This window comes from Pantoea sp. Taur, assembly GCF_009830025.1.
In the GTDB taxonomy this organism is placed as follows: domain Bacteria; phylum Pseudomonadota; class Gammaproteobacteria; order Enterobacterales; family Enterobacteriaceae; genus Pantoea; species Pantoea communis.
The window spans coordinates 210,042-229,066 of record NZ_SZZZ01000001.1 but is presented as its reverse complement, the minus strand read 5'-3'; the positions used below and the strand labels follow the sequence as shown (position 1 = coordinate 229,066).

General features: G+C 54.7%; 18 protein-coding genes. 10 read left to right on the top strand and 8 right to left on the bottom strand.

What is annotated here, in order from left to right:
* The first annotated feature begins 40 nt into the window (after window positions 1–40).
* The 6 genes from FD744_RS01035 (at window position 41) to FD744_RS01010 (ending at window position 6,844) form a co-directional block, all read left to right on the top strand.
* Window positions 41–1,435, top strand: a complete 1,395-nt coding sequence (locus tag FD744_RS01035) for an LLM class flavin-dependent oxidoreductase (protein ID WP_160866951.1) — start codon at window positions 41–43, stop codon at window positions 1,433–1,435.
* A complete protein-coding gene (locus FD744_RS01030; RefSeq protein ID WP_160866950.1) occupies window positions 1,432–2,451 on the top strand; it encodes a methionine ABC transporter ATP-binding protein in 1,020 nt (339 codons plus the stop codon). The genes FD744_RS01035 and FD744_RS01030 overlap by 4 nt, the downstream gene beginning before the upstream one ends.
* Complete coding sequence (locus FD744_RS01025) at window positions 2,448–3,146, top strand: methionine ABC transporter permease (protein WP_097117643.1); 699 nt, start codon at window positions 2,448–2,450, stop codon at window positions 3,144–3,146. Before FD744_RS01030 ends, FD744_RS01025 begins: the two co-directional genes overlap by 4 nt.
* Entirely contained in the window at window positions 3,143–4,018 is an 876-nt protein-coding gene (locus FD744_RS01020) for a MetQ/NlpA family ABC transporter substrate-binding protein (protein ID WP_034822354.1), read from the top strand. Before FD744_RS01025 ends, FD744_RS01020 begins: the two co-directional genes overlap by 4 nt.
* Before the next feature lie 175 nt (window positions 4,019–4,193).
* Window positions 4,194–5,627, top strand: a complete 1,434-nt coding sequence (locus tag FD744_RS01015; RefSeq protein ID WP_160866949.1) for an MFS transporter — start codon at window positions 4,194–4,196, stop codon at window positions 5,625–5,627.
* Window positions 5,628–5,629: 2 nt separating this feature from the next.
* A complete protein-coding gene (locus FD744_RS01010) occupies window positions 5,630–6,844 on the top strand; it encodes an acyl-CoA dehydrogenase family protein (protein WP_160866948.1) in 1,215 nt (404 codons plus the stop codon).
* Window positions 6,845–6,879: 35 nt separating this feature from the next.
* On the opposite strand, the gene FD744_RS01005 is transcribed toward FD744_RS01010, so the two are convergent.
* On the bottom strand, window positions 6,880–7,734 hold the full coding sequence (locus tag FD744_RS01005) for a LysR family transcriptional regulator (protein ID WP_160866947.1): 855 nt from the start codon (window positions 7,732–7,734) through the stop codon (window positions 6,880–6,882).
* A 108-nt stretch (window positions 7,735–7,842) separates the two neighbouring features.
* On the opposite strand from FD744_RS01005, the gene FD744_RS01000 reads away from it, so the two are divergent.
* A complete protein-coding gene (locus FD744_RS01000; RefSeq protein WP_160866946.1) occupies window positions 7,843–8,802 on the top strand; it encodes a zinc-binding alcohol dehydrogenase family protein in 960 nt (319 codons plus the stop codon).
* A gap of 33 nt (window positions 8,803–8,835) precedes the next feature.
* Here the strand turns inward: FD744_RS01000 and FD744_RS00995 are convergent, their stop codons facing one another.
* Window positions 8,836–9,783 carry a sulfonate ABC transporter substrate-binding protein gene (locus tag FD744_RS00995; RefSeq protein ID WP_160866945.1) on the bottom strand — a complete coding sequence of 316 codons (948 nt, stop codon included), beginning with the start codon at window positions 9,781–9,783 and terminating at the stop codon, window positions 8,836–8,838.
* Window positions 9,784–10,035: 252 nt separating this feature from the next.
* Here FD744_RS00995 and FD744_RS00990 point away from each other — a divergent pair, with 252 nt between their 5' ends.
* Both FD744_RS00990 and FD744_RS00985 read left to right on the top strand, forming a co-directional pair.
* Window positions 10,036–12,093: an FUSC family protein gene (locus tag FD744_RS00990; RefSeq protein ID WP_160866944.1), complete on the top strand. Its 2,058-nt coding sequence runs from the start codon at window positions 10,036–10,038 to the stop codon at window positions 12,091–12,093.
* Window positions 12,094–12,186: 93 nt separating this feature from the next.
* Window positions 12,187–12,882 carry an aspartate/glutamate racemase family protein gene (locus tag FD744_RS00985; RefSeq protein ID WP_160866943.1) on the top strand — a complete coding sequence of 232 codons (696 nt, stop codon included), beginning with the start codon at window positions 12,187–12,189 and terminating at the stop codon, window positions 12,880–12,882.
* A 122-nt stretch (window positions 12,883–13,004) separates the two neighbouring features.
* On the opposite strand, the gene FD744_RS00980 is transcribed toward FD744_RS00985, so the two are convergent.
* From FD744_RS00980 to FD744_RS00955, 6 genes are all read right to left on the bottom strand, one after another.
* Window positions 13,005–14,276, bottom strand: a complete 1,272-nt coding sequence (locus FD744_RS00980; RefSeq protein ID WP_160866942.1) for an alanine racemase — start codon at window positions 14,274–14,276, stop codon at window positions 13,005–13,007.
* Window positions 14,277–14,287: 11 nt separating this feature from the next.
* A complete protein-coding gene (locus FD744_RS00975; RefSeq protein ID WP_034822369.1) occupies window positions 14,288–15,025 on the bottom strand; it encodes an amino acid ABC transporter ATP-binding protein in 738 nt (245 codons plus the stop codon).
* Complete coding sequence (locus FD744_RS00970; protein WP_045815500.1) at window positions 15,022–15,666, bottom strand: amino acid ABC transporter permease; 645 nt, start codon at window positions 15,664–15,666, stop codon at window positions 15,022–15,024. The genes FD744_RS00975 and FD744_RS00970 overlap by 4 nt, the downstream gene beginning before the upstream one ends.
* Window positions 15,663–16,400, bottom strand: a complete 738-nt coding sequence (locus tag FD744_RS00965) for an amino acid ABC transporter permease (RefSeq protein WP_045833600.1) — start codon at window positions 16,398–16,400, stop codon at window positions 15,663–15,665. Before FD744_RS00965 ends, FD744_RS00970 begins: the two co-directional genes overlap by 4 nt.
* 50 nt (window positions 16,401–16,450) lie before the next feature.
* Window positions 16,451–17,275, bottom strand: a complete 825-nt coding sequence (locus FD744_RS00960) for a transporter substrate-binding domain-containing protein (protein WP_160866941.1) — start codon at window positions 17,273–17,275, stop codon at window positions 16,451–16,453.
* 139 nt (window positions 17,276–17,414) lie between these two features.
* Window positions 17,415–17,807: a RidA family protein gene (locus FD744_RS00955; protein ID WP_058960439.1), complete on the bottom strand. Its 393-nt coding sequence runs from the start codon at window positions 17,805–17,807 to the stop codon at window positions 17,415–17,417.
* A gap of 382 nt (window positions 17,808–18,189) precedes the next feature.
* Here FD744_RS00955 and FD744_RS00950 point away from each other — a divergent pair, with 382 nt between their 5' ends.
* On the top strand, window positions 18,190–18,945 hold the full coding sequence (locus FD744_RS00950) for an IclR family transcriptional regulator (RefSeq protein ID WP_160866940.1): 756 nt from the start codon (window positions 18,190–18,192) through the stop codon (window positions 18,943–18,945).
* Window positions 18,946–19,025: the final 80 nt, after the last annotated feature.

Below are 19,025 nucleotides of genomic sequence, written 5' to 3'. Positions count from 1 at the left end.
CGGGTCGTGGCACGATCACGGCCTCGCTATGGAGATTGCTATGCCATCGCAACGTGAAATTCGCCTGAATGCTTTTGATATGAACTGTGTCGGACATCAATCACCGGGCCTGTGGGCGCATCCGCGCGACAGTTCCTGGCAATACAAAGATCTGGAGTACTGGGTCGATTTGGCGCGCCTGCTGGAGCGTGGCAAATTTGACGGTTTGTTTATCGCCGATGTGTTGGGTATTTACGATGTGCTGAACGGGAATGGCGATGCCGCGATTCGTCAGGCGACCCAGGTACCGGTCAACGATCCGCTGGCGTTGATTACCCCAATGGCGCTGGTGACCGAGCATCTCGGCTTTGGTCTCACCGCATCGCTATCGTTTGAGCATCCTTATCCCTTTGCGCGCCGTTTATCGACGCTCGATCACCTGACCAAAGGGCGCATCGGCTGGAATATTGTGACCTCGTATCTGGAGAGCGGGGCGCGCAATATTGGTCATCAGGCGCAGAGCGATCACGACAGCCGCTACGACTATGCCGATGAATATTTGCAGGTGGTGTACAAGCTGCTGGAAGGCAGTTGGGAACAGGATGCGGTATTGCGCGATCGTGAACGGCGTATCTTCAGCGATCCCCGCAAAATTCACCCCATCAATCACCAGGGCACCTTCTTCAACGTACCGGGCATTCACCTGTGTGAGCCGTCACCGCAGCGCACGCCGGTGTTGTATCAGGCGGGTGCATCGAGTCGCGGCAAACAGTTTGCCGCTGAGCACGCGGAATGCGTGTTTGTTGCGGCGCCGTCGAAAGTGCTGCTTAAGAAAACCGTCGCGGATATTCGTCGCCGCGCAGCAGAAGCAGGGCGCGATCCGCGCAGTATCCTGATCTTCAATCTGCAAACGGTGATCGTCGGGGAGACCGATGCCGCCGCGCAGTCGAAGTGGAAAGAATACCAAAGCTATGTCAGCTACGAGGGTGCACTGGCATTGGTATCCGGCTGGACCGGTATCGACTTCGGTCAATATCAACCGGACCAGGTGCTGAAGTACCTGCACACCAACGCCATCCAATCAGCCGTCGAAACCTTCTCCACCGCCGATCCCGATCGTCAGTGGACGGTTAAAGCGCTGGCGGATTGGGTAGGTATTGGTGGTTTTGGCCCGCTGATTGTCGGCAGTGCAGCAACCGTCGCCGACGAACTGCAAAGCTGGGTGGAAGACACTGACGTTGATGGTTTCAACCTCGCCTACGCATTAACGCATGAAACCTTCGAGGATGTGGTTGAACTGCTGATCCCAGAGCTGCAAAAGCGCGGTGTTTATAAGAAGGCGTATGCGGAAGGTACGCTGCGCGAGAAGCTGTTTAACGCCGGACCACAGTTAACCGCACCGCATCCCGGCGTGGGCTATCGGGTGAAAAATTCGGTACTGCCGGAGGTCATATGATTGAAATTGACCAGCTGAGCAAGCATTACCGCACCGCGGATGGACGCATCACCGAGGTGCTGAAAGCCATCAATTTGCAGGTCCCGCAGGCCAACATCACCGCCGTCGTCGGACCCAGCGGCGCGGGCAAATCCACGCTGGCAAAGTGCATCAGTTTACTGGAGCAGCCCAGCGCGGGCAGTATTCGCATCAATGGCAGCGATCTCTCGCGGCTGAATGGCGAAGCACTGCGTCGCGTGCGCCGTTCGATTGGCACCGTTTTTCAATCTTCTGCCCTACTGCAGCGCAAAAGCGCCTGGGAAAATATCGCGCTGCCATTGCGTTATCTCGGCGTGGTCGAGCGGGATATTTCCGCACGCGTGGGTGAGTTGCTGGAGAGTGTTGGACTGAGCCATAAAGCCAAAGCGTATCCCGACCAGCTTTCGGGGGGACAGCGTCAACGGATTGGCATCGCGCGAGCCCTGGCACTAAAGCCTTCCGTGCTGCTGGCCGACGAGGCGACGTCAGGACTGGATCCTGAAGCCACGGTGGCGGTGCTGGATTTGCTAAAGAAACTGCGTGACGACTATAAGCTGGCAATCGTGCTGATCACCCACGAGATGGATGCAGTGCGTCAGGCGGCGGATGCGGTTGCCGAAATTCGCGATGGGCAGATTGTGCAGTATGGCGTGCTGAAGCAGTTACTGGCGCAGCCCGATTCGTCATTGGGGCAACGTTTGTTCCCACTGGTGGCGCAACCTGGCGTGGCGGAATTGATTCTGCAACTGAGTTATCGCACAGATGTACCGGTCATCAGCGACTGGATCTCGCGTCTAAGTGTGCAGTTCAACCTGCGCATCGATCTGCTCGGCGCGCATGTTGAGCAGGTCAATGGTATTCAGGCCGGACGCTTGCAGGTAGGCATTCATTTCCAGCAGGAGCGTGTGCCACTGGTGCGATTGCTGGCGCAGCTCGAACAGTTTGGACTGGTTGCCAGCGTCTCGGGCAGCGTACATCAGCTGCGGGAGGCGGTATGAGCGTTTCCGTGATAAGTCAGGACACGCCGTGGCTGGAAATTCCGGCATTGATGTTACCTGCGATAGGTGAGACCGCGCTGATGGTCGGCATCGTGATGCTGTTCGTGGTGAGCCTCGGCGGTATCGTTGGCGTGGTGTTGTTTAACACCTCAGCACGTGGACTGTTTCCCCATCGCGGCGTGCATCGGGTGCTGAGCTGGATAGTGAATATGGGACGCTCGTTGCCGTTTCTGGTGTTAATGGCGGCGATCATCCCGTTCACCTTCTGGCTGACCGGCACCACCATCGGCATCCCTGCGGCGGTGGTGCCGATGATTGCGGCGGGCATTCCGTTCTTTGGTCGTCTGGTGGATAACGCGTTGCGTGAACTGCCAGGCGAAGTGACCTCGGTGGGTTTGGTATGCGGCGGGTCGCGCTGGCAGATCATCCGTTCGGCGCAGCTCAGTGAAGCCTTACCTGCTGTTGTTGCCGCCATCACCCTCAACCTGATTTCCATGATCGAGTACTCCGCCATCGCCGGCACCATCGGCGCGGGCGGTATCGGCTATTTAGCCGTGGTGTACGGCTATCAGCGCTTCGACAACCACATCATGATCGCCACCATTGTGGTGCTGATCGCTTTGATACAAACCATTCAATTTATCGGTGACCGTTTAGTCGCAATTCTACGCCATCCTCAGGGGATATCACGATGACAACACAAGAATTTGAGTTACGTAAGACGCGCCGCTGGCCGTGGCTGCTACTGATTATAGTGGTCATTGCATTGGCCGCCGCCGCAGGGTTCTGGCGCAGTCAGCAACCGCAAGCGGTGGTCTTTGGCACCACGCTACAAATCCACTTTGAACCGGCAATGGCGGGAGAACAGAAGTTGATTGAGTATGTTGGCGAGCACATCGCGCCGGATTATGGTCTGAAGCTGGAAGCGGTGGGCGTGCAGGATCCGGTGCAGGCGGATCGCGCCGTGGCGCAAGGACAATATGCGGCAACCGTCTATCAGCACCAGTGGTGGTTGAAGCAGGTGGTGGATGCCAACGGTTTCCAGCTCACCTCTGCCTTACCGCTGTTCCAGTGGGCATTTGGCGTATACTCCGATCGCTATAAATCCATAGCCGACCTGCCGCAGGGTGCCACCATTGTGGTGCCGGATGATGGCGCCAACCAGGGCCAGGCCTTGTGGCTGCTGGCGCGTCAGGGTTTGATCACACTCGATCCCAACGTTGAACCGCGTACCGCCAAATTAAAAAACATTATCGGTAATCCGCATGGCTTCGTCTTCAAAGAACTCGATTTGCTAACCATGCCACGCGCGTTGAATTCGGTGGACGCGGCGATTGGCTATGTTTCTCAGTTTGATGCCGGAAAAGTGCCGCGTGATAAAGGCATTCTGTTCCCTCCGGCACCGCGTACTTTTGCCTCGCAGTTGGTGATTGGTACGCCCTATCTGGAGCAGGAGAACATCGTAAAGCTAAAACAGGCGTTCTCCGATCCTCGCGTTCAGCAGTGGCTGAAAACGACGGATGATCCGTTAGTTAAAGGCGTATTAGTGCCGGTCTCTGCAGACTAATTTCCTGGTGTTATCCTTCACCCGGGCTCGCGATGCGCGTCCGGGATTTTGTGTTTGAAAGTTTTTTATATTATTGATTTTAAACAATTTAATATCACTATTTGTTGCTTTGGACCTGAAGGGGAAGCGCTTATAACAACCTCACCTGCACAACTAAAAAACAACGTGAGGCATTATGAGTACCGTTTCTTTCGAAAACACCTTACCGGCGTCTGAGCCGGTTCGTTCGGTCAGTGATGTGGCAAGGCTGATCAACACTCGCAGTGACAAAAATAATTATGCGCGCATGATTGTGTTCCTCGCGCTCGGCGGCGTCTTCCTCGATGCCTACGATCTCACCACGCTCTCTTATGGAATTGACGATGTGGTACGCGAATTCCAGCTTTCTCCTCTTCTCACCGGATTGGTGACGTCCTCAATCATGGTCGGCACCATCGTCGGTAATCTCATTGGTGGCTGGCTGACCGACAAATATGGCCGTTACTCGGTGTTTATGGCCGATATGCTGTTCTTCGTGGTCTCGGCCATCGCAGCGGGATTAGCGCCCAATGTCTGGGTACTGATTGGCGCACGTTTCCTGATGGGGATTGGCGTGGGTATCGATTTACCCGTGGCGATGTCCTACCTGGCGGAATTTTCTAAATTCGCAGGCAAAGGCAACAAAGCCGCGCGACTCGCCGCCTGGTGCCCGATGTGGTACGCCGCGTCAACGGTGTGTTTCCTGCTGATCTTCGCGCTCTACTTCCTGTTACCGAAAGAGCATCTTGACTGGTTGTGGCGCGCATCGCTGCTGTTCGGGGCCGTTCCTGCGTTGTTGATCATCGCGGTACGCAGCAAATTTATGAACGAATCACCGCTGTGGGCAGCCAATCAGGGCGATCTGAAGTCTGCGGTGCGCATTTTGCGTGACTCTTACGGTATTCATGCGCATGAAGCGGAACCCGAAGCACCACCAGCAGAAGCGGCACCCAAAGTAAGTTTCCGCGTGCTGTTCCAGAAACCCTGGCGTGAACGCACTATCGTGGCAGGCGTGATGAACATCTGCATCTCGTTTGAATACACCGCGATCGCCTTCTTCCTGCCTTCGATCCTCGCGCAGTTCCTCGGCGCGGGCGTGTTTGAAACGATCTCCGCATCGCTCGGCCTGAACGCGCTGTTTGCTTTCACCGGCGGTCTGCTGGGCATGCGTCTGGCCTGGAAATATCCGTCTCGCCATGTGGCAATGGCCGGATTTGCACTGCAATTCTTCGCACTGATTGCATTGGCACTGATTGGCCACCCTGAAGCGATTACGGGGATTGTGTTTGCGGTGCTGATGCTTGGCTTGTGGTTGTTTGCTGAAGGCTTTGGTCCGGGTGCGCAGCTGATGGTCTATCCGGCGCTCTCTTATCCAACTTCCATTCGCGCTACTGGCGTGGGCTTCAGTCGTGCGCTGTCAGGGATTGGCAGCGCGCTGGCGCTGTTTATTCTGCCGATTCTGCAAGCGGCGCTGGGCACCAATATGTTCTGGGTGGTGTCGCTTGCCGCCATCATCCCGATCTTTTTCCTGCTCGCGGTGCGCCACGAACCGACGCGCCACGACATCGACGATCTTTCTCATCAGGAGTGATTATGAGCCAACTTTCTACAGGCACCGATTACGCTGCGCTGGCGGCGCATTTCCGTCCACTGTTTGATCGTATTGCTGAAGGCGCAGTGGAGCGCGAACGCAGCCGCACCTTGCCCCATGAAGCAATCACCTGGTTAAAAGAGGCGGGCTTCGGCACGGTACGCATCCCGAAAGAGCAGGGCGGGTGGGGCGCATCGCTACCGCAGCTGTTCCAATTGCTCACCGAACTGGCGGAAGCGGATTCCAATCTGCCGCAGGCATTACGTGCGCACTTTGCATTTGTCGAGGACCGCCTCAACCAGCCCAACAGCGCTGAGCGCGATCGCTGGTTCCGCCGTTTTATCGACGGCGAGCTGGTGGGCAGCGGCTGGACTGAAATTGGCGCGGTGAAACTCGGCGATGTGATTACCCGTCTCACGCCCGTCGCAAATGGCTGGACGCTCAACGGCGAGAAGTTTTACAGCACGGGCACTTTGTTTGCGGACTGGATTGATGTGTATGCACGACGCAACGATAACCAGGGTGATGTCATCGCTCTGGTAAGCACTCACCAACCTGGTATAACGCGTGAAGACGATTGGGATGGTTTCGGCCAGCGCTTGACCGGCAGCGGAACCACACGCTTTGACAACGCTCACGTCGAGCAGGAACACGTCTTCGATTTCGCCACGCGCTTCCGCTATCAAACCGCGTTCTATCAACATGTGCTATTGGCAACACTAGCCGGGATCGGGAGGGCAGTCGCACGCGATGGTGCAAAAGCGGTGGCCGCTCGCAATCGTATTTACAGCCACAGCAACGGCGATTCATCACGTCAGGATGTGCAGGTGCTACAGGTCATCGGTGAGATCACCAGCCTGGCGTTTGCCGTCGAAGCGACGGTGATCCGCGCCGCACATTCACTGCAATCAGCGTATGAAGCGCACTTAAGCAGCGATGAAGCGCAACTTCTGGCAGTGAATGCGCTGGCAGAAGCTGAAGCGGGTCAGGCACAGGTGATCGCCAGTGAGCTGGTACCACGCGCAGCAACTGAGTTGTTTAACGCGATCGGCGCGTCGGATACGCGTATCAGCAAAGCGCTAGACCGCCACTGGCGTAATGCGCGTACCGTCTCGTCACACAATCCGGTGATCTATAAAGCACGTGACATCGGTGGCTGGAAGGTTAACGGGACGCCGCCGACAGGGATCTGGCAAATTGGGCGCGGGGAAGGGTAAAACATTTCATGCCGGGCGGCTTGAGCCGCCCACTTCTAATACAACGTTTTTAAACTGTCCTGAATCACATTCAGCGCCGTAGTGACATTGGAATTCGGCCGCCGCGTGACAAACAAACCATATGTCACTTTTACCGGAGCCTGCGCGACATTCACCAGACGCATACTGTCATGACGAATGAGTTCCGCTGGCAGCATGGCCACACCCAATCCGCCTTCAACAGCGGGGATGATCGCACCCAGGTTGGAGCTGGTTACCGCGATCCTAAACTCCTTGCCTGCTTCAATCAGCGCATCAAACATCAAGCGTCGCCATGAACAAGGTTCACCGCAAACAATAGCATCGACTGTCAGCGCGCTATCCCAGGGGTAGTCAATTCCGCACACCCAATGCAGGTCGATCTCCCAACTGATTAACGGGTCTTCACTGAAACCGGCGGTCAGACCCAAGACCATATCAAACGCGCTCTCCTGCCAACGTCTGGCGAGGATGTGATCGCTCTCAATGGAAAGCTCGATGTGCAGACCCGGACACAATCTTCTCAGCCTGCCAAGTGCAAAGGGGAGCAAACTCGATGCCACATCTTCGGACATGCCGATGCGAAGCGTGCCGGCGGGCGTACTTTCACTCAGTTGCGCGACCGCCATTTCCCCCAACGCGAGAATTCGCACCGCAAAACTGAGCAGCACTTCTCCCTCTTTGGTGGGGACGACGCCGCGTCCTGTACGACGCAGCAAACGCTGGCCTGTATGTTCCTCTAGTCGACGAATCTGTGCACTGAGTGCGGATTGGGCGCGTCCGGCCTGTTCGGCGGCGCGTGTCAGGCTGCGGTGATGACAAACGGCAACGAAAGTACGAAGCAGCGCGGGTTCAAAATTGTCCGATATCATGATGGGGTTATGTCTGATACATGTGAATGCAGCCTACCAACATATCATCAGCTTCGCTACGCTTTATCTACCGATCATTATTTGTATTCAGCAGTGTGGAGAGCAGAGATGAAAGCAGTCACTTACCCCCAACCAGGAGGTCCAGAGGTTTTACAACTGGTGGATGTCGTTGAACCTTCGATTACTCAGGATGAGCTGCTGGTGGCGGTGGAAGCCATCAGTGTTGAGGGTGGCGATATCATTTCGCGCAATAGTCAGCACTTACAAGCGGGCGAGTCACTTGGCTATGCGGCGGCAGGAACCATTCTTGCCATCGGTTCAAACGTGACGGGATTTAAGATCGGTCAGAAAGTGGCAACGTTTAACTGGCGAGGTGCCTATGCAGAACGTCGCGCTGTCGCTGCCTATAACTGTTTTCCTGTTCCAGATGGCCTGGATGCGCGCATTGCTGCCGCCATTCCGGTGGGGCCAGGCACCGCTGCATGGGCGTTTCATTTAGGTCAGCTGCAGCCAGGCCAAACCGTACTCATTCTCGGCGCGGCGGGCGGGGTGGGCATGGCTGCCGTCCAACTGGCATCCCGCATGGGTGCCCGGGTGATCGGAACCGGTACGCGTCCCGAATCACTGGAAAAATTACGTGAATTTGGCCTCAATGACGCCATTGTGGTGGGTGACAAGCAGGCTGGCGAGCAGGTGCGGGAATTGCTGGGCGGCAATAAAGTGGATTTGCTGATCGATACCATCGGCGGCGCAGCATTGTCAGATGGCATTGAAGTATTAAAAGACGGCGGGTCGGCGGTTCTGATCGGCATTCTCGCTGGACGTAATCAGATGGTCGATGCGGAATATCTGCTGTTGCACCGTATTACGTTGATCGGATGCTTGCTGGGACCAGAATGGGCTGAAAAACAGATTGCCCGCGATTTGGTGAATGAACTGATGGTGATGGCGGCGAAAGGCGAACTGATCGTGCCTATCGATAGTACTTTCCCGCTGGAAAAGGTGGTTGAAGCGCATCAACGAGCAGAAACGCGTGGTCGTTTGGGCAGAGTGTTTATCACTGTTTAACAGTGTGCGGCCGCAAGGCCGCACACTATCTGGTCACTGCTTATCCAGTGACCAGGTCGCACTGCGCACATCCACTTTCACCGGCAACAATCCAACACGGGTGAAGGTATCCGCTAGCGCCTGCTGTTCATCGAACACCTGCGGCGTCATACGCGTAGCGCCATACGGCAGGCGTTTCAACGTCGTCTGCCAGATTGCCTTATCTAACCCGGTCGATTTGGACAGAATCGCGGCAGCCTCATCCTGATTGGCGTTCGCCCAGTCACTCAATTTGCTCAATTCATCCACCACCTGTTTCGCGGTGTCAGGATGGCCTTCGGCAAACGGACGGCTGGCGAGATAGAAGGTGTAGTGCGGCACCAAACCTTCCGCATTGCGGATTTCACGCGCATCGGCATTCGCTTCCACTTCGGCGAGGAACGGATCCCAAATCACCCACGCATCAATCGCGCCTTTCTGGAAGGCGGCGCGCGCATCAGCTGGTGGCAGGTAAACGGGTTTCACGTCCTTATAATTCAGTCCGGCATCTTCCAGCGCTTTCACCAGCAAATAATTCACGTCAGAACCCTTGTTCAATCCAACGCGCTTACCTTTCAAATCCGCCACGCTTTTGATCGGCGAATCTTTAGGTACCACGATGGCTTCGGTTTTGGGGTTAGCAGGGGAGTGACCGAGGTAAATCAAATCCGCTTTGGCAGCCTGCGCAAAAGCGGGTGGGGCATCGCCGGTGGCGGCTAAATCGATACTGCCCACGTTTAACCCTTCCAGCATTTGCGGCCCGGCCGGGAATTCCACCCAACGGACATTGATGCCTTCCTTTTTGAAGGTTTCATCCAGCGTGCCGCGATACTTTAGTAGCGCAAAAATGTTGGCTTTCTGATAGCCAATGGTCACGGTTTCTGGGTTAGCAGCAAAAGCGTGCGCAGAAAGCAGGCCAAAGCTAAGCGCCAACGCGCTCAGAACAGGAATTTTTGTTTGCATGATGAGTCTCTCGTGGATTTTTTCTCACCATAGCAAAGCGCTTATATAACCAATAAATAACTAATTTCGATCGCTTATAACTTAATTTTTTGTGATCAAGATCATTCACTGTAATCAGCATGTCATCTCAATTTGCATAGATGCCCAGATAATTAGCACGGTAATAATTTGTATAACAAATCAAAATGTCATATCGATATGCTTCTGTCAGGATAGGCACTTACGTTGCCTGCTATGGGTTTCTTTCGCTCTATGAAGTGGTTTTCACAAAGCGCAGTGCTGTTTTCTGCCAAAACTTGTCTTGCCGCCTTTCTGGCTTTTTACATTGCTCTGGAACTCAATCTCGATAAACCGGCCTGGTCACTGACTACAGTGTACGTTGCCTCCCAACTCTATTCGGGTTCGACCGTATCGAAATCGGTGTTTCGCTTTTTCGGCACCTTGCTGGGTGGGCTGTTTACGCTGCTAATCTATCCCACTACGGTAGAGTCACCGATGCTGTTCAGCCTGTGCATCTCTTTATGGGTGGCGGTATGTCTCTATCTGTCACTGCATGACCGCACGCCAAAAAGCTATGTGTTTATGCTCGCCGGTTACAGTGCGGCGATCATGGGCTTTCCCGACGTCACGTCACCCTCGGCCATCACCTACACGATGATTTCGCGTATTGAAGAGATCACGGTGGCGATCATCTGCAGCAGCCTGGTGCACCGCTTAATCATGCCGGTGTCGATGCGCAGTCTGTTGGAGCAAAGCGTCAGCCTGTGGTACCAGAATGCGCGCAAGCTGTGCAGCGAGTTAGTCACGGTGATGCCAGCTGATAAATCGGTGGAACGAGAAGATATTCTGGTGCAGATGGCGAACTATCCTCTCAACGTCGAAACCCTGATTACACACTGTGTATATGAAGGCGATGCCGCGCGACGTCTGGTGCGGTTGGTCAGCGTGCAGTATCAACATCTCTCCTATTTGATTCCAACGCTGACAGCGATTGAGTCGCGGCTTAATTTGCTGGCGCAGCAGGAAATCCGTTTTCCGAACTATGTTGCAGAGGCGTTCCAGCAGTTTTTGTTATGGCTGAACGGCGATGATCAGGTTCAGATTCACGATGTTTTGACCGTTGCACAGGCGCAGTTGAAGCAGGCCTGGCAGGAAGGGCGGCTCAACAGTGAAGAGAGTATTTTACTAATTGGATTGCTGGAGCGCCTGCTGAATTTTGTGCGTATCGCTAATGCCTATCACAGCGTCAGCGAGCGCGTGAGTGAGTGGACACCGACCGTCAAGCCGGGAAAAACCGTGCGTGCGCATAAGCATGTTGATAAAGGTTTGCTGTTGCTTTCCTGCTTTACTGCGTTTCTGGCCACTTTCGCCACCTGCTTGTTCTGGATCGGCAGCGGCTGGAAAGATGGCTCGACTGCGCCGATGATGGCGGCGGTACTCTGCTCATTCTTTGCCGGGCTGGACAGTCCTATCGCGCCGATGAAGCTATTCCTGAAGGGCGTATTGATCTCAATGGCGATCAGTCTGCTCTACGTCACCGTGTTGATACCACAAGCGGTAACGTTTGAAGCGATGATCATCTGCCTTGCGCCCGGATTATTTGCGCTGGGATTGGTGATTGCCAACCCGGCAACCAATTTGATTGGCCTGATTGTCGCCACGCAGATTCCGGGGCTGATTGGCATGAGCCACCATTTCAAGCCTGATCTTCTGCTTATAGTGAACGCCATGATTTCGACGCTGGTGGGCATTGTCATCGCCCTGGTGCTGACATTGCTTATTCGCAACAAGCGTCCATCGTGGACGGCGAAACGCGCGGTGCGTAAAGGGATTCGCGATTTGCTGCAGTTTATCGCTGCGCTGCGTCTCAACACGGTAACGATGACGGCGCGCCAGCAATTTGTGGCGCGTACGCTGGATAAGGTCAACATTATCTTGCCACGTAAGCGCGTCGATCCCTCGCCCGATCTGGTTTCCGGCGGCAATCTGATTGCCGAGGCCTGGCTTGGTGCCAACTGTTACGACTATTACACGCGGCACAAAGCGCTGCTGACCGAGAATGGCATTGAGAGTGCGGCGATGTTCCATGAGCTGAGTGTGTTCCTCAAACGCAGGCTGAAATCCCTGCAGACACAGCCCCATTCGGCGTTGTTGCATGAACTTAATCGCCTGCTGCTGGGTTTAGAAGCGCGAACATTACAGGAACAGGCGTTGTTTTCCCCGATGTTCCATCTGTTCAATATCCGCTTATCGCTGTTTCCCTCAGCGCGCTGGCCGGAAAACGCGTCACTTGAGGTTGATCGCGCATAAGTGTGCCGCAAACCCTGTATTTAAGCTGGGGGCATGCACCAGACTGACAAATCCCGTACAGTGCTGAACAGGCTTGATAAAGGAAAATCGCAGATGAAGATGATCGGTTTGATCGGTGGAATGAGTTGGGAATCGACGGCGCTCTACTACCGCATCATCAATGAACAGGTGAAGCAGCAACTTGGCGGATTGCACTCAGCTCGCAGCCTGATGTACAGCGTCGACTTTCAGGAAATTGAGAAGCTGCAAGTGGCGGGTGAATGGCAGCGAGCCGGCGAGATTCTGGCAGAAGCCGCGCGCAGTCTGGAAAAGGGCGGGGCGGATTTTATCATGCTCTGTACCAACACCATGCACAAAGTCGCAGATCAGATCACCGATGCGGTGGATATCCCGCTGCTGCATATCGCCGACGCGACTGCGCAGCGTATTCAGGCTGCGGGCGTAAAACGCGTGGGCCTTCTGGCTACGGCGTTCACCATGGAGCAGGAATTCTACAAAGGTCGCCTGGCGCAGTCTGGCATTGATGTGCTGGTGCCGGATGCGCCGGGTCGGAAAACGGTACACGACATCATTTATCAGGAGTTGTGCCTTGGCATTATTCGTGAAGAGTCGCGAGCGCGTTATCGCGAAGTGATTGCTGAACTGGTGGAACAGGGTGCCGAAGCGATTATTCTCGGCTGCACTGAAATTACCTTGTTGGTGAAGCCTGAAGACGCCAGCGTACCGCTGTTTGATACCACATTAATTCACGCAGAAGACGCGGTGCAACTGGCTTTGGCAGTAAAATAACTAGCCTGCTAATTATAATTTGTGTTATTATCTATGCATTGAAGGCACAACGTCTGACCCCACATGGTCGTACAGGGATGTGCCAGAACTGGCTGCCAATACGTTGGCAGCCTTTTTTGTGGTCAGAATGCTGTTTCCAGTGAATCTGTGACGCAATAATCGTCGTCCACCAGTGGCAGATAGCGCCATTTATCAAAAGCGGTGCAGGGATGAGAGATACCGCATCCTACCCAATCACCCGGCTGCAACGTTTCATCATCGGGCAGCAGCAGATACGCATGTTGATCGTTGACGTCACTGATACGCAGATGGGTTGCCGCGCGCGGTTCACTGCCATCTGCGTTGCGGATCCACAATGGATTGGGCAGATCCTGGTCGAACGGCACATCACGCCGACCAAAATCGACAAAAGCCAATCCTGGCTCAGGACGAGACAATACCCGCCCCCAAATCTCCAGCGCTGCATCGAAGTGATGGCTCGAACCCGGTTGCGCGAAGGGTGCAATGCGCGCATACAAGCCGCTATCATGCGCCATATAGGCACCGGATCGAATCAAGGGTGTCATCGGCAGCGGTAACGTCGCGGCAGTAAAGCATTCGGTCACCACGTCAAACCAGGCGCCACCGCCAGCGCTGAGGATGATGTGATCGCTGCTGAAGAGTTGATGATCTGCCAGCAGTGCAGCGGTGCTGATCATCATCTGACAATACGCTTTCACGCGCTGAATACCGGCTTCATCGCGACCCGCCCCCAGCGCACCTTCATAACCGGCCACGCCCACCAGCTGCAGTGAAGGGCTGTCTTTAATCGCTTCGGCAATCTTGATTGCTTCCGGTTGTGAACGGCAGCCAGTGCGACCGCCACTCACCGACATCTCCAGCAGCACAGAAATCTGTGTATCGCCGAGATGCTGCTCCAGCAATTTTACGCCCTGCAGTGAATCCACATAGCAGAGGAAACCGTGGTCGGGATGCTGCTGCTGCCATTGGCCAATCCAGCGAATGCCCGCCGGATCGACCAGCTGATTGGCGAGAAACACATTGCGGATGCCAAACTGACGCAGCGCACGCACCTGTGCAGGCGTGGCGGCACCTAATCCCCACGCGCCACCTTCGCTGATAGCGCGGCGCAAGATCGCGGGCGACATAGAGGTCTTACCGTGTGCCGCCAGCATGATGCCATTTTCCCGGCAGAAAGCGGCAAGCTGGTGGAGGTTGTTCTCCAGCGCTGACTGCTTCATCACCATCAACGGTGAGAACACTTCATCACTGGTAAACACATTGCTGCCAGGCGTTAACGGTTGATCGCCAGCTCCCGCTACCGATTTAAACCGTGGCGCAGGTTGTTGGGCATCCAGCAAACCGTCTGCCTGCAGTGGAAAACGAATCGACATAGTGGCTCCTGTTAGTGCTCAAGCACGCGCGATAAGAATTGTTGAGTGCGCGGGTTCTGCGGATTAACAAAGATTTGCTCCGGCGAACCCTGCTCAGCGATAACGCCTTGATCCATAAACACCACGCGATCGGCCGTTTTACGGGCAAAGCCCATTTCGTGCGTCACCACCACCATGGTCATGCCTTCACGTGCCAGGCTGCGCATCACTTCCATCACCTCGCCAACCAGCTCCGGGTCAAGTGCGGAGGTGGCTTCATCAAAGAACATGATCTTCGGTTCCACCGCCAGCGCGCGCGCAATGGCGACGCGCTGCTGCTGACCACCGGAAAGCTGTGCCGGATAGTGATGCGCGCGTTCCGCCAGCCCAACGCGAGTCAGCGCTGCCATACCGCGTTTGTTGGCTTCCGCTTCCGACAGTTTTTGCGCTTTAATCAGCGCCAGGGTGACGTTACCCAGCGCGGTTTTGTGCGGGAACAGGTTGAACTGCTGGAACACCATGCCGACATGGCCGCAAATTTCGCTGCTGCGCTTACGGTCGTGCAATGGCACTTTGTTGACCCATATTTCGCCGCCATCAGCGGTTTCTAAGCCGCTCATGATGCGCAGCACAGTGCTTTTTCCTGAGCCGGATGCACCAATTAACACCAGCACTTCGCCGGGTGAAACATCCAGGCTGATCTCTTTCAGCACCTGAGTGGAGCCAAAGGATTTAGTAATGCGGCTCAGCGTAATCGCAGATTGGCTCATGATATCTGGCTCCTGGTTTGATGATGTTGAACCCAACGTGAAAGCGGGAAGCAAATGGCGAAGTAGAGCAGGGCAACCAGGCCGTAAATCACCACCGGTTGGCCGATGCGATCGACAATCGCCTGGCCCTGATGCATCAGTTCGGACATGCCGATCATGCTGACGATCGAGGTGTCTTTAATCAGCGAAAGATACTGACCGGCCAGCGGCGGCAACACGATGCCACGGGTTTGGGGCAATACCACGCTCATGAAGGTTTGACGTTTGGAAAGCCCGAGAATCCAGGACACTTCCCACTGTCCTTTCGGTACCGCTTCAATCCCGGCGCGGAACACTTCGGCGATATAGGCACCTTGATAGATGCTCAAACCGAGGATCCCGGCGGCAAACAGATTGATCTCATAACCGAAGTAGGCCACGCCGAAGTAGATGAACATCAGCGTGATCAGCACCGGCGTACCGCGAAACAGCTCGGTATAGAGTACGGCGATCTGTTTGGCGACCGGCAATCGGCTGGTGCGCAACACGGCCGCCAGTAAGCCCAGTAACGTGCTGCCGATAATGGCGGCGATGGACAGCAACAGCGTGATACCCAGTCCTTTCAGCAGGATGGGGAAAGAGCTGATGATAAGCTCGCTCATAGCGCATTCTCCTGTTTCACTGGATTAGTCAGCCATTTTTTTGCCCACCACCAGGCGGACTTTTTTACCGGGGTCACCAGCGGCGGGTGGAACATGCGCCGTCCTGCCACCGTGCCCAGCCAGGAGAACAGATTGCTCAGCACCAGATAGACCAGCGCGACCACGCTAAAGGTCTGGATATACAGCAGAGTGCGGGCGTTGATCACCGTGGCGGTGCCGGTCAGTTCTGGCAGGGCAATCGCAGAAAGCAGCGAAGTACCGAGCAGCAACTGAATCAGGTTGTTGATGATCGCCGGCCATACGGCGCGTGCCGCCTGCGGCAGCACCACGCTGAGAAAGATTTGCCTACGCGGGATGCCGAGAATATAAGCGGCTTCGAGCTGACCTTTTGGCACCGATTGAATCCCGGCACGAAAGGTTTCAGACAAGTAAGCGCCAACGTTGATGCCCAGCGCCAGCACCCCGGCGGTAAAGGCACTCATGGTGATGCCCAGCGAGGGCAGGCCAAAGAAGATGATGAAAATTTGCAGCAGCACCGGCGTGTTGCGAATAAACTCGACGTAGCAGTGACTGATCCAGCGCAGGGGAGCAACAGGCGATGATTTCGCTAATGCCGACAATAAACCCAATGCTACCGCCAGCACGAAGGCCAGCAATGTCACCTGCAGTGTCAGCCATGCGGCCTCAAGAAAGGTGTCGGCATAGCGCCAGAGGGTTAGCCATTGATAACTCATGGTTTGACTCCTTCGAACGGCGCGGCATCAACTGCCGCGCCGCACATCAATCAATATTGCGGATTCAGCGGGTAACGTGGCTTGCTACCGAACCATTTCTGATACAGCTGGGCGTTTTCACCCGATGCATTAATCTCAAACAGGAATTCATTCAGATAGTTGGTCCACACCTGATCCCCCTGTTTCACACCGAAGGCGTTATATTCCAGTGGTACCAGCGCTTCGTTGGTCACGGTTAACGTCGGATCGAGCTTGGCCTGATAGGCGAGGAAGTTGTTGTCTTCGATCATCGCATCGGCCTGACCTTGCTTCACGGCGAGGATCGCGGCTTGCGATGAGTCGTATTCCTGAATTTTCACATCAATACCGAGGTTACGGACTTCATCCCCATTGGTTGAACCCTTCACCGTGGCGATGGTTTTGCCTGCCATATCATGCGCAGATTGAATGCCACTGTTTTTGCGCACCAGCATTGCCTCACTGGCCACCACATACGGGTTGGTGAAGCCGATCTCTTTGGCGCGTTCAAGATTGCGTGTGAAGTTACAGAACACCACATCGACTTTATTGGTTTGCAGGTTAGGAATACGGTTGGCGCTGGTGGTATTCACCATCTCCAGTTTCACGCCCATCTCCTTGGCCAGTGCTTTAGCCAAATCAACGTCATAACCATCCGGGTTGCCGTCTTTGTCATAAAAACCAAAGGGGGCAAAGCTCAGGCAGTCACCGACACGCAGCGTGCCGCGTTGCAGTACGTTCTGCAGGGCCGATTGCGGTGCGGCGCCAGCCTCTCTTTTTTTTTCGGTGGGTGTGCAGCCAGCTAAAACCAGTAACGCCAGCGCAGCGGCGCCGAATTTAAGCGATGTTGTGTTCATTTTATGCTCTCTATAAAATGGTTATGAGTCGGCGTAACACCGATATTTCACAGCAAAATGAAAAGCATCAATTAATAACAGGCTGTCCTGGTGTGGGCGAAGAAAATAAAAAATCGTCAGCCTGTTTTAACCGTAATGATTATTTACGATCGGCGCGGAAGCATTTCATATCCACTTCCACTTTGCAGTCGACCACTAAATCCTGCACGCTGCAAATGCGAGCCGGTGGGTTTCCACTGAATATCTCACTGAATACTTTATTAAAGGAACTGAAGTAGCGTGCGTCGGTCAGCACGGCTGTGACGTGTACCACATCTTCCACGCGATAACCTGCCTCGCGCATGATGGTCAGGCAGTTATCAAATGCTAACTGGGTCTGTTCAATGATACCGCCTTCCACCACTTCACCGTCGCGCATCGGCGTCTGGCCTGAGATATACAGCCAGCCATCGGCCTCTACCGCACGGGCGAAGGGCAACATTTGCCCACCAGTGCCGGTCCCGCCTTCAATGCCATAACGTTTTATCGTCATGCAAATTGCCTCATTTCTGGAGTTGTTAGTCTGTCCGGTATATCAGACTCAAATCTGCAATACCGGATAGGGCAAGATTTGCACAGTGGATTTGCTTTTGCAATATGTGATCGGCTATTTAATTTTTTGTGATGTAGTCGGGATCGCAAAATAAATTTACTGCGGAGTTGTTCGTTTAATAAGAATGTGACCTTCGTCGAACATTTTTAATGTCAGCAAAAAATCGTTGCGCCAAAATGAGGCCCCAAAATAGATCGCCATAATATAACGTCAGTGACTAATTTTTATTTTTACGGGGATGGGTAATTGTTGCGTTGGGGTGTATGATGCTTTTCTTTTTTCATGTATTCCAATCGCACCAATGCAACAGGGGAGTAAGCGTATGCCGGATGAAAAACCGTCACGGGCGCGCGGTGTTGACCGGGTTATTGATATTTTCCGTCAGTTGCATATTGCCCGTCAGCCGATGGCGATGCGCGATTTGATCGATGCCACTGGCGCACCCCGATCCAGCGTTTATGAGTTGGTCAGTTTGCTCAGTGAAGCCGGGCTGGTGGAATTAGATGCAGATGGTGCGGTGTTTTTCGGTCGCGAGATGCACTATTACGGTGCGGATTACATGGCGCACAACGATCTGATTCGGCGCGCGCATCAGTTGATGGTCGAGATTGTGGCGCGCCATGGCGAAACTGTGCAGCTTTGTATGCTGGAGGGCAACAAGTACACGGTGGTGCTGTCCGAGAGCAGCAACGCGCACCCCTTCAAGATCACCTCAGATATCGGCGTACGCGTGCCCATTACCTGGACCGCGACTGGCCGCTTGCTACTCAGCAACTGGTCTGATAGCGCGATCCTCGATTTGATTCCAGAAGAAGATTACCGTCTCGCCAGCGGGCAGATTCTCGATAAGCAGGCGTTTCTCGATGAAATCCACCATGCCGGTAAGCTGGGTTATTGCATGACGGAAGGGCTCTCCGAAAGCTTTACCTGCTGTATGGCCGCGCCGATTCGCTCACGCAGCGGCCAGGCGGTGGCGGCGATCTGCTTTATGGTCAGCCGTGATACGCCGCAAGAGCGTCGGCAGATGCTGTTGCAGGAGTTGATTACCTCCGGGCAGAAGCTGTCCGATTTCACCTGACGCGCATTTCCCTGCTGCGGCGGCTTGCGGGCTGCCGGCAGGGAATGGATAATCCATCTGCCATCTGCCATCTGCCATCT